At 63.3% G+C, this 12,925-nt stretch carries 13 protein-coding genes and 1 pseudogene; 10 read left to right on the plus strand and 4 right to left on the minus strand.

The window, feature by feature from the left end; translation table 11 throughout:
- Window positions 1–26 precede the first annotated feature (26 nt).
- Entirely contained in the window at window positions 27–623 is a 597-nt protein-coding gene (locus LDO15_RS09360; protein WP_223986306.1) for an ABATE domain-containing protein, read from the minus strand.
- A gap of 104 nt (window positions 624–727) precedes the next feature.
- Between LDO15_RS09360 and LDO15_RS09365 the strand changes: the two genes are divergently transcribed.
- From LDO15_RS09365 to LDO15_RS09385, 5 genes are read left to right on the plus strand one after another with little or no spacing between them, the layout of a single operon-like run.
- Window positions 728–1,597, plus strand: coding sequence for an alpha/beta hydrolase (locus LDO15_RS09365; RefSeq protein WP_223986309.1), 870 nt, complete (start codon window positions 728–730; stop codon window positions 1,595–1,597).
- Window positions 1,598–1,612: 15 nt separating this feature from the next.
- Entirely contained in the window at window positions 1,613–2,545 is a 933-nt protein-coding gene (locus LDO15_RS09370) for a pyridoxamine 5'-phosphate oxidase family protein (protein ID WP_223986312.1), read from the plus strand.
- A 12-nt stretch (window positions 2,546–2,557) separates the two neighbouring features.
- Window positions 2,558–2,944, plus strand: a complete 387-nt coding sequence (locus LDO15_RS09375) for a DUF1348 family protein (protein WP_223986315.1) — start codon at window positions 2,558–2,560, stop codon at window positions 2,942–2,944.
- Between the two features lie 5 nt (window positions 2,945–2,949).
- Window positions 2,950–3,606: a hypothetical protein gene (locus LDO15_RS09380; RefSeq protein ID WP_223986318.1), complete on the plus strand. Its 657-nt coding sequence runs from the start codon at window positions 2,950–2,952 to the stop codon at window positions 3,604–3,606.
- Window positions 3,603–4,013, plus strand: coding sequence for a hypothetical protein (locus LDO15_RS09385; RefSeq protein ID WP_223986321.1), 411 nt, complete (start codon window positions 3,603–3,605; stop codon window positions 4,011–4,013). Before LDO15_RS09380 ends, LDO15_RS09385 begins: the two co-directional genes overlap by 4 nt.
- Before the next feature lie 358 nt (window positions 4,014–4,371).
- Here LDO15_RS09385 and LDO15_RS09390 read toward each other — a convergent pair whose 3' ends face one another.
- A complete protein-coding gene (locus LDO15_RS09390) occupies window positions 4,372–4,539 on the minus strand; it encodes a hypothetical protein (protein ID WP_223986324.1) in 168 nt (55 codons plus the stop codon).
- 352 nt (window positions 4,540–4,891) lie between these two features.
- The gene (locus LDO15_RS09395; RefSeq protein WP_223986326.1) at window positions 4,892–5,941 is read right to left on the minus strand and encodes a transposase family protein; all 1,050 of its coding nucleotides are present in this window, start codon (window positions 5,939–5,941) and stop codon (window positions 4,892–4,894) included.
- A 235-nt stretch (window positions 5,942–6,176) separates the two neighbouring features.
- Here LDO15_RS09395 and LDO15_RS09400 point away from each other — a divergent pair, with 235 nt between their 5' ends.
- The 5 genes from LDO15_RS09400 (at window position 6,177) to LDO15_RS09420 (ending at window position 10,788) form a co-directional block, all read left to right on the plus strand.
- Window positions 6,177–6,500, plus strand: coding sequence for a VOC family protein (locus tag LDO15_RS09400; protein ID WP_263428353.1), 324 nt, complete (start codon window positions 6,177–6,179; stop codon window positions 6,498–6,500).
- A 268-nt stretch (window positions 6,501–6,768) separates the two neighbouring features.
- Window positions 6,769–6,975 carry a ribbon-helix-helix protein, CopG family gene (locus tag LDO15_RS09405; protein WP_223986328.1) on the plus strand — a complete coding sequence of 69 codons (207 nt, stop codon included), beginning with the start codon at window positions 6,769–6,771 and terminating at the stop codon, window positions 6,973–6,975.
- Window positions 6,972–7,340 carry a type II toxin-antitoxin system death-on-curing family toxin gene (locus LDO15_RS09410; protein WP_223986330.1) on the plus strand — a complete coding sequence of 123 codons (369 nt, stop codon included), beginning with the start codon at window positions 6,972–6,974 and terminating at the stop codon, window positions 7,338–7,340. The genes LDO15_RS09405 and LDO15_RS09410 overlap by 4 nt, the downstream gene beginning before the upstream one ends.
- A gap of 1,303 nt (window positions 7,341–8,643) precedes the next feature.
- The gene (locus LDO15_RS09415; protein WP_223986332.1) at window positions 8,644–9,303 is read left to right on the plus strand and encodes a Type 1 glutamine amidotransferase-like domain-containing protein; all 660 of its coding nucleotides are present in this window, start codon (window positions 8,644–8,646) and stop codon (window positions 9,301–9,303) included.
- A 942-nt stretch (window positions 9,304–10,245) separates the two neighbouring features.
- The gene (locus tag LDO15_RS09420; protein ID WP_223986334.1) at window positions 10,246–10,788 is read left to right on the plus strand and encodes a hypothetical protein; all 543 of its coding nucleotides are present in this window, start codon (window positions 10,246–10,248) and stop codon (window positions 10,786–10,788) included.
- Window positions 10,789–11,202: 414 nt separating this feature from the next.
- Here LDO15_RS09420 and LDO15_RS09425 read toward each other — a convergent pair.
- Window positions 11,203–12,296, minus strand: a pseudogene (locus tag LDO15_RS09425) (IS701 family transposase).
- Between the last annotated feature and the right edge of the window lie 629 nt (window positions 12,297–12,925).

A 12,925-nucleotide genomic window follows, 5' to 3' on the forward strand; every position in this document is an offset into this window, starting at 1 on the left:
GGCGTCCACACCCGGGCTGTCGATGGTTAGTCCTGCGGGGTGGTCTGGCGGATGCGGTGGTAGTGGCGTGCGGCGCGGGCACGATTCCCGCAGGCGATGGAGCACCACTCACGGCGGTGGTGGGTCTTGACGAAGTAGAGGACACAGCCGGGGGCCTGGCACGCACGAAGTTTTTGTGCGTCCGGGCCGCCGAACAGGTTGACGGCTTCGGTTGCGATGCCAGCCAGGGCGGCGGGCACGGCGGTGGTCGCGGTGCTGGTTCGACGGAACGCGTTGTTTTGGATTTGGAGCTGTGGAATAGGCAGACGCCTGGCGGCAGTGTTGAGAACATCGACCGCCCGAGAGGCGTCTGTCATGTGGGAGACGGCGGTGGGACGAGTGTCCTCGGTTTGGATGGCGGCGAGCCGCCGGAGGGAGTCACGGAGTGCGCGGGCTTCTGCCAGCTCATTGGATGTGGCGGAGGCCGTTCCCTGGTCGACGCCAACGGCTTTCATCCAAGCATCGAGGCCGGATGCCGTCTCGAGGTCATCGTGGAGGCCGTCAGTGTCGGCCCAGATCGTTCCCATCAAGCGGACAGAGACGGGTTCCTCCGGGAGGACCCACGTACGCGCTGATCTAGTCATGCCACCAACTTATCACGGGTAATTTCTATTGCATCCGTTAGGTGGATGTGATAGAACTTCTAACGGATTATTCATGTATTACGCGTTAGAGATGAGGAGTCATCATGACTGTGAGGTACCGTTCGGCCAACATTGACGGCCACAACGTGTTCTACAGGGAGGCCGGGGAACCTGGCGCCCCCAAGATCGTGCTGTTCGGCGGGTTCCCGTCGTCCTCCCACCAGTGGCGGGATCTCATCCCTGGCCTCGCCGCCCGTGGCTTCCACGTCGTCTCTCCGGACTATCCCGGATTCGGAAACACCACGTCCCCGGCCGGATTCGACTACACCTTCGAGAACCTGTCCGAGGTGATCGAGAAGTGGCTGATCCAGATCGGATTCACTTCCTTCGGCCTCTACCACCAGGACTACGGCGGACCGATCGGCAACCGCATCGTCGGCCGTCACCCCGAGTGGCTGCAGTGGCAGATCGTGCAGAACAGCAACGCCTATGACGAGGGCTTCACCGAGGTCTGGGACGGCATCCGGTTCAAGCTCTGGACAGACCGCAACACCGAGACCGAGGACGCGCTGCGCCCCTTCCTGACCACCGAGGGCATCAAGTCCATCTACCTCGGCGGCCACCCCGACCCGGAACTCATCTCCCCGGATAACTGGACCGTGGACGTTGCGTTCCTCGACCTGCCCGGTCGCCGGGAGGCTCAGCTCGACCTGCTGGAGGACTACAAAACCAACCCGCCGCTGTACCCGACGTGGCAGAAGGCGCTGCGCGACAACCAGCCGCGCACGATTATCTTCTGGGGCCAAGGTGACGTGTTCTTCACCCCCGCGGGAGGAGAGGCTTACCTTCGCGATCTGCCCGACGCCGAACTGCACCGCCTCGACGCCGGCCACTTCGCCGTTGAGGACCACGTCGAGTACATCGCCGACAACATCACCCGCTTCTTCCACGAACGCGTCGAGCAATCGGCGTAACCGCAGGAGAATCAGATGAACATGCAGAATGGTCAGCTCGCCGACTGGGGATTCCACGACGGTGAGCTGACCGTGCAGCGACGAGCGGGTGTTCGGGCGGATGCCGAACGTCTGACAGGGATGCTTGCACCCGTCGGGCTGCGCGGCGGAGTCGCCGGGTTCCTCGCCGACCGAACCTTCGCGGTCATCACCGCACGAGATGATGCCGGGAGCCTGTGGAGCTCGCCCCTGATCGGGGAACCCGGGTTCCTGACGGTCACCTCCCCGACGACACTGCGCATCCGAACGAACGTGGCACACGGTGACCCGCTGGACGCGGCACCCGCAGGTCAACCGGTGGGCTTGGTGGTGATGGAATTCGCGGCCGGGCGCCGCTTGCGCATCAACGGCACCCTCACCGGCTCCGACAATGACGGCCTGACCGTGGAGGTTGAACAGGCGTACGGCAACTGCCCGCAATACATCCAACAACGCAACCTTGCCCCTAACCCGGGGAGTCGACCGGACTTGGAAGAGCCGCGCAGCGATGTAGAACTCTCGGGAGAGGATGCTGCCCAGATCAGATCGGCCGACACCTTCTTCCTCGGCACCGCCCATCCGACCCGCGGAAAGGACGCCTCACACCGCGGCGGACCTGCTGGGTTCGTCCGCCTGGAAAGCAACGACGTGTGGTGGCCGGACTACCCCGGCAACAATATGTTCAACAGCTTCGGGAACCTCACTATCGACCCCACGGCAGCGCTCCTGTTCGTGGACTTTGACAGCGGCCGGACACTGCAACTGTCCGGGATTGCCAGCATCGAGTGGGATCACCGCGGCGAAGCCGGTGATGACGGGCACACCGGGCGTCGAGCCCACTTCCACACCGAACGTCTCGTGGCCGGTCACCTGCCCGGCATCAGGCAAACCGAACACCACTTCTATCCTCGCAACCCCGCAATCACCTGAAAGCAGAATCAGATGACCGAGACACGCCCACCGCTCCCACCGTTCGAGACGGACACCGCGCTGCAAAAGGTGCGGGCCGCCGAAGACGCATGGAACACCGGCGACCGGGAAGAGGTCGCCCTCGCATACACCCCCGATTCGGTGTGGCGGAACCGTGACACCTTCGTGACCGGTCGGGAGCAGATAGTCGAGTTCTGGGGTTTCCGCGACAACCGCATCGCCGTCCGATTCCAGTACGAGTGGCACGACACTGCAGGGCAGTGGTGGCGCAGCTACGGCAACGAGCTGTGGGAATTCACCCCGTTGGGGCTGATGAGCCGCCGGGAGGCGTCGATTAATGACCACGCGATCGCCGCCGACGAACGCCGCGGACCCCGCCCCGAAGCCGAGCTCTGGTGACCACAATGACTGGCACAGACGGAAACGAGAAGCGGGTGGCCGCGTATTCCGCCCTCGCCGCCAACGACCCGGTGCTGGCGGCGATGATCGAAACCCACGGCACCCCGGACCCCTTCGTGTGGAACGACGGAGGACGCACGGGCACCAGCAACTTCGCCGCAATGACGCTCCACATCGTCGGCCAGCAAATCTCCATCACCGTCGCCTATACCCTCTACGACCGGATCGCCGCCGCCACCGGTGGAATCCCTGACCCGGACACCGTCATCGCACTCGGTCCCGAGCGGCTCAGAGGCTTCGGGCTTTCCACCGCCAAAGCCCGCTACATCCTCGACCTCGCAGGCCGGGTACGATCAGGACAACTCGAGATCCAGCACATGGACGACCTCAGCGACGCGGAAGCAGTCACAGCCCTGACCGCCGTCACCGGGGTTGGCCTCTGGTCGGCGGAAATGTTCCTGATCCACCAGTTGCATCGGCAGGACATCCTGCCTGCCGGCGACATCGGCGTTCGCCGTGCAATCGCCCGCGCCTGGACCCTCAACGAGGCACCGACCATTGACGAGGTTCGTCAGCGCGGACAAGGATGGGCACCGGACCGCAGCTACGCCACCGCATTGCTCCGGCGCTCACTCACCATGACCGAAGGAACCCCAGCATGACCGACAGTGCCACTGATGACTACAACGGAGCCACCCGCGTCGAATACCTCCTCGGCGCTCCCCTCCATGAGAACGCCGTCCGCCAATGGCCGCAGATGCGCGAAATCGTCCGGGGCCGCCAACTCATCGCAGACGTCGAAGGCAACTTCCCCGAACTCACCCTGGAAATCGGCCGCCGCCACCGAATGGGCACCACCATCGTCGTCGAATGGACCTGCAACTACGGCGACGGACGCCTCTACCGCAACGTCACGATTGGAGAACTCGTCGACGGGACGGTCACCCACATCACGGACTACTGGGGGGAACCGGTTGAGACCCCGGAATGGCGGAAGGGTATGACCGATCGGCTCGAAATGCCGGCAGATGGTGTCTGGAAAGACGCAGCCCACCTCGGCCGGCACTGACTCGAGAGGATCACCGGCAACCACGCCAGGTGGCGGGCGGAAGGTGTCGCGGTGGGGGACCGGCTTGAGGGCAGATGAGCGCCTCGCCGTCGATCACGCACCCGGTCGGGACCTGCTTCGTAAGGACAGCAGCCAGGTCAGCGAACCACCCGTTCAGGTCTTTGCCCTGACAGGACCACAGCGTCAGGCCCGTCTCCGTGACCACCGCCGATACCCGAAAGCCGTCCCACTCGGGCCCGTACCAGGAGCCGCCGGGAAGCAGGTCCGGGCCGGGGACTCGGTTCACGGGTTTGGCCATGGTCAGGGATGGCACGCGAAGGTCCGTCGGCAGAAGCTCTGGCATGGCGGGCCGGAGAGATCAGTAGGGGCTCGAGAAGACCGGGGCCTGGGCGGCACCCCGAGTGTCAGTGTCGCGCACCGCTGTCGCCGTCGCGGCGTCGGGGTCCGAGAAGACCACACGGTGGGTTTGAGCGGTCGCCGGTTCGTCTGTCGCGCCAAAGGCCGGCGCTTCGGTCATGGTCGTCATAGCCATCATTTGTAAGGCATGACCGGCCGAAGGTGCCAGTCGACGCGCCTGTCCGCGTGCCGCTGAGCATCTACGTCCGCGGCATAAGGGTGAAGAACGGCTTCGGGCCCAGGCATCGTGAAATACGAGGAATCGCCCATCTTCAAGGTCTCCCCGGGTCCCTGTGCCTGCCTCTGGGCCTGCTCACCGGCGTGCGCACCTTCACCATTGAACCCGTGAGCGGCATGACGCACCTGCGCGTAAGAGAAGAGTTCACTGGCCCGCTCTGCGGGCTCCTGCTCTGGGAGTTCGCGTCCGACACAAAACAGACTTTTACCGATTGCGCCGGGTTTGATCCGTGTGAAGGCGGCATTCATGGTGATGACCGGGCGTTTGTGCATCGCCTCGTGCCGGACCGCGCGCTGGTGCGGGGTGGCCGGCGCGTCGTGCTTCTTGGTGACTTTGGCCCCGCGCCGGTGCTTCTCGAGGAGTTTTTGCTGGTGCAGCAGGTAGTTGGTGAAAGTCCCGTCCAGGTCACAGATTGCGTTGAGCTTGTCCAGTTCGGCGGCCGTGTCGTAGCGGAGGTAGCCGACGAGTTCGCGGACCCTGGCCCAGTTCTTCTGTTCGACGTGGCGCCGTCATTCTTGTTGCCGGGCCGGGACCGTGTGAACGTGATCCGGCGGGCATGGCAGTAGGCGAGCAGGTGTTCGTTGATGAACTCCGATCCGTTGTCCGAATCGATGCCGATGATGGGGAAGGGGAACACGGCGGTGACGTGCTCGAGGGCCTCGAAGACCCATTTGGCCGCTTTGTTCCGCACGGAGCGGTTCACCGTCCAGCCGGTCGCAATGTCGGTCACCGTGAGGGTGAAGCAGAACTCGCCGAAGCTGTTGCCGCCCTCGTGGCCGACCAGGTCGATCTCCACAAAGCCCGGGACCGCGTCGTCCCATTCGGCCCAGGTGCGGATCGGGATCTGGGACTTCAGCAAGGTCCCCGGCTTGGTGTGGGCCCGTCCGCGGGGGATCAGTTTCGCCCGCTCGGGCGCGAGTTTGCGGTCGATCGTCGCGGCACTCATGCGTATCAGCAGGGCGGCCTGTTCGTCGGTGAGCTCCAGGTCGCCGTCGCGGCGCAGCAACGGCACCAGGACCGGCAGCATCGGTGCCAGCAGCCGGCCGGCCGGGGCCCGCAGCACCGCCCAGCACCTGATCAGGGCAGGCAGCAGATCAGGGCCGTAGACCGGTGCCCTGCCTGGCCGGGGCTTGATGAGCTTCAGGACCAGGGCATCCCGCAGGGCCGCCCGGGCGTGGTCACGATGCCAGCCGGTCAGCTCCACCAGCTCATCAAGGATCCGGGACTTCGCCTTTCGCGACGCGTCCCGATACGCGAGGGCCTTCTTCTTCGTCACAGCCTGCCGCTGGGCCATCGTGAGCTCCATGAAAACGGGCATATCCGGCAACCGGAGCCAACACTCTCAACCACGCCGCTACGCGGAGGTTTTCAAATGAGGCAACGTATCCGGCTACGCGGAGGTTTTCAATGAGTCAACGCGGACTGTTCCGGACGGCCGCGCTGGGGCATAACATTCCCGCAGGGACGCCAAGCTCTTCGCCTATCTCAGCTACAGCGACGCGCCCGCGGCCCTGGACTGGCTCCAGGCAGTGGGATTTAACGTCATTCACCGGCAAGACGGCCCCGCCGGGGCGGTGCTGCACGCCGAAATTCGCATGGGGGAGGCGGTCCTAATGGTGTCAACTAACGATGCCTCCTACCAGCGGCCGCCCCTGATCGGTCAGTCAACCGGCCAGGGACTATATCTTCTGGTCGAGGATGTCGACGCATTTCACCGGAAGGCCCTCGCCGCGGGCGGTACTTCCGTGATCGAGCCCGAAGACACCCCATGGGGTACCCGGCGCAGCCGAGTGCTCGATCCCCAAGGACAGGAATGGAGCGCCGGCACCTACCAGCCCGGAACCAACTCGTGAATCACTTTGCTCCGGACGCAAGCCCGGGCCAACGGCGATCAGACCTGACGCAATCTCCGCTATCAGTTCTCGGCAGAGCCAAGTGTTGGTACGCCCGGGGTGACGTGCATGGGAGTGGGGTCGGGCGTTCTTGCCCAACTTCGATGTGAGGCCTTCGATGCGTTCGTCGGGATGGAAGCGTTTCTCCGGCAGGCAGACCATAGTTCAGTTCTTCGCAGAGTGACTTGATCGCCAGGGCCGGGTGGTACTGGTTTGGTACCATGAAGTCATGGCTATGAATCTGCGTGTTCCCGAAGAGCTGGATCGGCGTCTGGATCAGCTTGCGGCCGAAGAGCATACATCGAAGTCCGCATTACTGCTCCAGGGCGCGGAGCTTGTGCTGCAGCGTCACCGGCGCAGCCGTGACATCGGCGAGGGCCTGGATTTCGTGATGAGCCATGACGCCGAGCTCCTGACGCGCCTTGAGGATGCGTGACCGCGTACCTCGAGATAGAGGACGCATTGCAGGTCGTTGACCGGTACGGGTTCCATATCCGCGACATCGGTCTTCTGGCCTCGGCACTGGCCCGTCCGGCAACAACGGTGATGGGTGTGGAGGCGTATCCGCAGTTATCCACGAAGGCGGCGACTCTCATGGAGTCGGTGGCGCGGTTCCACCCGCTGATCGACGGCAACAAGCGCACGGCGTGGACGCTGATGGTTCTGATGCTCTGGATCAACGGCTACCGGCATGACCTCAGCACGGATGCGGCGTTTGATCTCGTCGTGGGGGTGGCGGCCGGCGGCGTTTCGCTGGAGGACAGCGCCGGGATGATTGCCACGCATCTCGTCAGGCGCTAGACGCCGGGGTCGTGGGCTCTGCGCTTGGGCTACTTTCTGACCCGTCATGTGGGTCTGTGCCGGTCAGGTCATGACGTGACTGACAGGAGGTGGCAACGACCATGAGGATCGGGGAAGCTGGCCAGGATGCTGGTCAAGCGTCTGGCTCTCTTGCGGCGTCCCGTCGGCCTCGGATTTTGAAACCGCAGAACTGCCTCAAGCTGAGCAAAATCTGTCAGGACAAAGAAGGACCGCCTCCCTTTGTTGCGGGGTGCGGTCGTTGGTCTGCGAGCATTGACACGGTCAAGTTGGGGTGTGTACAAAGTACACATTTCGGCTGCGGATCGGGCCGTACTGGTGCCGGACTGGGCCGGATTCCGCATGTTTCCTCGGGAGCCCAGTGTTTGCAAGGGCTGGAATGCATTCGAGTCCCACCTCGGGCACGTGTTTTCCCTGTTCAGGGGCTTTTGGTGTTTCTTCGTGTGGACAGTGTCCACACTCCCCAGCCTCTGATCTGATGTTCCGGGTGTGTGGGGTCCCGGATAGACCTATTCGGTTGTATGGGGAGTTGCCGGCTACGGCGGACCGCGGACCGCCCTGTGGGGCCTCTGCCGGGAGTTCATCTTTGTTCGTCCTTCCGTTGGGATTCCGCGTTCACCACTTCATGGTGGCTAGGGCCGCTCACAACATGACTTGCTGATTGTTCTTTCGATCGGGCTCGTGTTGGGGCCGGTCCGGAATTTCCGCTCAGGTACCTGTCATTCAGGAAGGCGGGCGGAACGGCATGACATGGCAATGGATCCGGAGCTAATCATGAGCTCGCTGACCCTGGCCAGTCTGTAGACGGGGCCGGCGTCGAGGGCGATTTCAGGAGCCGGTGGGCCTTGCTGCCATCGCCTTCCCGTCAGTTAACCCGCCGCCCGGTCCGTCTGCTCGTGTTGATTGGCACAACGGCGTCAGTGATGAATCACCGGCCTGCATCCCGGCCCAAAACAGCTGCAGAAGATCCGGTCTTACGTAAATTGAATACCTCGCCATGACAACACCCATCCGCTAAGTGTTGCAATCACCGCAAGAACCCAAGGATCCCTTACCGGGACAGTCAGCAGAGTCCGCCAGCACCGGGCTGTATTTCCCTCATGGATGGACAGACCAACGGGAGGTCTGCGTCCATGCCGAAGTGTGGACAAACTCTTACTGGGTGTGTACCTATTGAAGGGCCGAGCACCAGACGGGCGTGCCTACCGGATCCGTCGGTGAGTTCTAGCCCGTTCTCGCGGCACCGGGCACATCCACCATCCACGCGCGGACTCTGGAGGAACGTTTGAAGCTCTTGCTGACCTCAGGCGGCGTGACGAACCCGAGCATCCACTCGGCGCTCGTGCAGCTTCTCAAAAAGCCGATCGCCCAGTGCCACGCCCTGGTCGTCCCGACAGCGCAGTGGGGTCACCCGATGTGCGGACCGGCATCGGTGCGGGGCCTCCTGGCCGCCGAGCCCGACTCCCGGCACCTCTCCGGCCTGGGGTGGGCGTCACTCGGCGTCCTCGAGCTCACCGCGCTGCCCACCATCGGCGCCGACCGATGGGTCCCCTGGCTTCGGGAGGCCGACGTGCTCCTGGTCGACGGCGGCGACGCAACGTACCTGTCCCATTGGATGCGGGAGTCCGGGCTGGCCGAGCTGCTGCCGTCACTTCCCGACACGGTGTGGGTGGGAGTGAGTGCCGGAAGCATGGTGATGACGCCCCGGATCGGCGAATACTTCGTCGAGTGGCCGTCCGCTCCGGATGATCGGACTCTGGGGGTGGTGGATTTTTCGATCTTCCCGCACCTGGACGCGTTCCCGGGCAACACCCTGACCCACGCAGAGCAGTGGGCCGCCGACATAGATGTCCCGGCCTACGCCATCGACGAACAGACAGCTATCAAGGTCGTCGACGGCTCCGTCGAGGTGGTTTCCGAAGGACAATGGAGGAAGTTCGGGTGATAGGTGCCCAGCATTTGTGACGACACGTGGCCTTTGTGCATAGCAGGAACGGGACGAACAGGAAAACGGGCAGGTTGGGACTGCCCCCGACTTGTTGACTTCACCTAAGGCCGCAGCGCCCGGTAACGGCTCCCTTTCCGGGCCGGTGGGGGATGTTGTGAGCCGCTGTAGCGAGGCGTATTCAACCGCTTCGCGTGCCATTTGTCGCGGGCCGGCCGCTCTATCAGTGCCCGAGTTGGGTCTAGTTTGCTGTGGCCTTGCCAATACTTTGCAGTACTTTCTGATGTTGGCCTAAGCCGGCTACAGCGTCGACCGTTAGTGGACAATGCGCTCTTTGGAGGTCCGGCGTGAGCGAGCGGGAATAGTTTATGGCCTCGATTGGGTCCCGTCTCAAAAGACGCCGAAATTGCCCCTGCACAAGGGCGATGCCGCTCCACTGTTCGCCATCTGGTCAAGACAAGAGCCTGGCACCGTGCTTGGCGCGTCGATGTCCGGGAGCGGGCCGAGGACATGGGGGCCATCTTCTCATTCTCGGAATGCAGCTGGGCGGAAGCGGGCTCAATGGAAACGTGGCCTCCCGTGTACACCAGCTACGGGACGCGGAATTGGTCCCTGACTGGTATGACGATTGGGTGCTTTTTGAACAGGGCAGGTTTGCGGCAGGACCGGCTCCACGGCGAATGGAACTAGACCCTGAACCCGCGGCAACACGAACACACTAAGTTAATTCATCACAGGCGCGTATGGCCGTAACGCTTATGTAACGGCCGACTGCTATTTTCGCCTGAATAAGGCAGGAAGTCATCCCTAACGGCTTGGCGCCCATTCAGACGTGAGTCTCTGCAGGGCCGATAAAGGACAACCTGCAGGCGGGGGCGAGTCGAGATCCTCTAGGTGACTCTAAATCAAGCCAGGCCAAACGTATTTGATGGGTGAAAAGCTATGAACAAGTCAGTGCTTACGGAGATCGACGCCATCGCTGCCACAGGCAAGGCCGTGATAGCTGATGGGGGTGATGGCGTGGTAGAGGTCGTAAAGGCGGCCATCCTGGCCGACGTTTCTGCTTCGTTCTACCTCACCAAAGAGCAGGCCCGGGCGGTCAAGGATTGGTTCTGGACCCCGGAGAGAATCAGAAGGACTGGGCTTCGGGAAATATCAGACGAGGAAAACGAGCGCATCAAATCAGAGTTGGGACTCAAACTCACTGGCTTTCGGTTCACGCCGGTCACGTGCGAATGTGGGCACGTGTATGGCGCTTTCGATTTCCTGCAACAGGGAATCAAGCTGCACGGGCTGGACGCAGTCCGCTCTGTTTTCGCCCTGAAGAATGCCACCCTCTTCCAGGTGAACCCCACATTTAAGGCAGTTTGCCCTGTTGACAACCGGCCAATCAACAAGCAGCCAGGCAAAAATAGGATAAAGCTTGATGTCTGGGGAATTGAGTACGACTGCGACCAATATGGCGGATGCTGCTGTTGTGCTTAGAGCCCGTGAGTTCTGCGGGGCGTGGGGGTGGGGAACCTGACCGATCCGATCCGATCCGATCCGGGTTGATTTGGGCAATCCGGAGGATCCCATGTCGCAACTGACAGTGGTCATGCTCGCGTTCTTCGGTCAAACGGAACGGTCGTGTGCAATTGGACTAGCGGGCCGCGTCCGTGCAGTTGCTGCCGGCAAATGCATGAGAAACGGACGGCCCAGCGGGCTCGAACAGACGAAACTTGCCTAGTACTACAGTCGCGTTTATTTCCTTGATTGCCGGTTCCGGTAGTGGTGTTGGCGGGCGTTGTGCTGGTGTTTTCGGCGCCACTGTGAGCGATTCAGGACGTGCCCTGGGTCTGGGAAGACAGGCCCAGGCGAGGCGGGTGATGAGGTGCCGGATTTCGGGCAGGGAGAGCTCTACGAGGCCTTCCTGCCCGGTTCCGGTGCCCCTTTTTTGGCCTTGACGGCGGTGAGGAAGGCGTGGGCCAGCATGGACAGGGTGATGTGCCGGTACCAGCCGGTGTATTGGCGGACCTGGTAGTGGTCGAGCCCGGCTTCGCCTTTGGCGGTCTGGAAGGTTTCCTCGATCGACCAGCGCACACCGGCGATCCGGGCCATTTCGGCCAGGGCGACGCGCTTGGGGGTGTGGCAGATGAAATATGCCAGTTCGGAGGGGTTGGCCAGGTTGCGGCGGGCCAGCAGCCAGTGCTCGGCGCGGCCGTCTTCGGCGCCGTTGATCCTGACCCTGGCCCAGGCGTAATGGCGGATTCCCTTGGACCCGGCACCGGCGGAGCGGGTCCGCCACGCGGACGCAACGAGGTCTCCGCCGCGTCGGCGCGCTTCTCAACACCCAGCCACGACCCGTCCTTGACCACGACGCGCTGGGTCACCGGGACCGCGAGGACGTAATAGATTCCGCGGCCCTCCAGGACGCGGCGCAACCGGTGGTACTGGCCGTACACGGCGTCCCCGGCCGCCCATTTCGCCGGAACCCCGGCATCCAGGGCCCGTTCGATCATGTCGATGGCCAGCGCCGGTTTGGTCTTGAACCCGCGGCCGGCCGGGATGCCGGCTGCCGCGCACCGGTCCGGATCCTCGGTCCATTCTTTCGGCAGATAGAGTTCCCGGTCCAGGAACGTCCGCCCGCGCCCCGTGGCGTAGGTGAGGAATACGCCGATCTGGCAGTTCTCCACCCGCCCCGCGGTCCCCGCATACTGGCGGGCGACCCCGGCCGAGCGCCGGCCCTTTTTCAGAAAGCCGGTCTCGTCCACGACCAGAACCCCATCCGGGTCTCCAAGTTTCTCCACCACGTAAGACCGCAGATCGTCCCGCAACCCGTCCGGGTCCCAATCCGTGCTCGAAAGAAGCCGCTGCATCCGGTCCGGCACCCGATGCCCCGCGCGCTCGGAAAGCGTCCAGGAGTTCTTCCGCTCCTCCTCCGAGAGCAGCCCCCGCACGTATTCCACCGCGTTCGCCCGCGGCTCCGACCGGGCGAACCTGCCCCCGATCAGCTCCCCGACCTCAACCAAACCCTCGGCCCATTCCCGCACATCCGCCACGCAAATATCATCACCCACCGGACAGGATTAACACGCCAGCAGCACAGAACCCGGTTAAAACGCCGACATGATCGAAAATAAACGCGACTGTAGTACTAGCCGCAGATCTGCGCTACCAGGGTCTCTCGATCTCGGCGGTCGTACAGGCACTTCAGGCAGCCGCCTCCCTGAGCGTTGGCCAGCGCGGTTAGGCAGCGTCGCGTGGTCTGCGCACAATGTACACACACTGGGCTCGAGCTGGGTCGTACCGGTGTCGGACTGCGCCGGGTGGGGGAGGTTTTCGGGAGTGTGGTGGCCGTTGCTGGGGCCCTGAGGCCGGGAACAATAAGTCATGATCATCCATGTCGGTAAGCCGGAAGACGCGAGAGCTTCCGTGCTGTCTGAGCTGAACTTTTGTGGGGCTCCGCTGTGGCAGTCACGAGTGTGCCCGGGCGGTCGAGCGCGTTCCTGCAGCTATGTGCGCCGAGGCCGCAGATTTAGCCCGGCTAGGCCGAGGAGCTCGGATCAGCGGGGCGAACGCAGCGACATCGCTGAGCGGTGTTCGGACCCGTGTTCCAAGACCACGGGCGCCAAGAGCATTA

This window comes from Arthrobacter sp. NicSoilB8 (assembly GCF_019977355.1).
Taxonomy (GTDB): Bacteria; Actinomycetota; Actinomycetes; order Actinomycetales; family Micrococcaceae; genus Arthrobacter.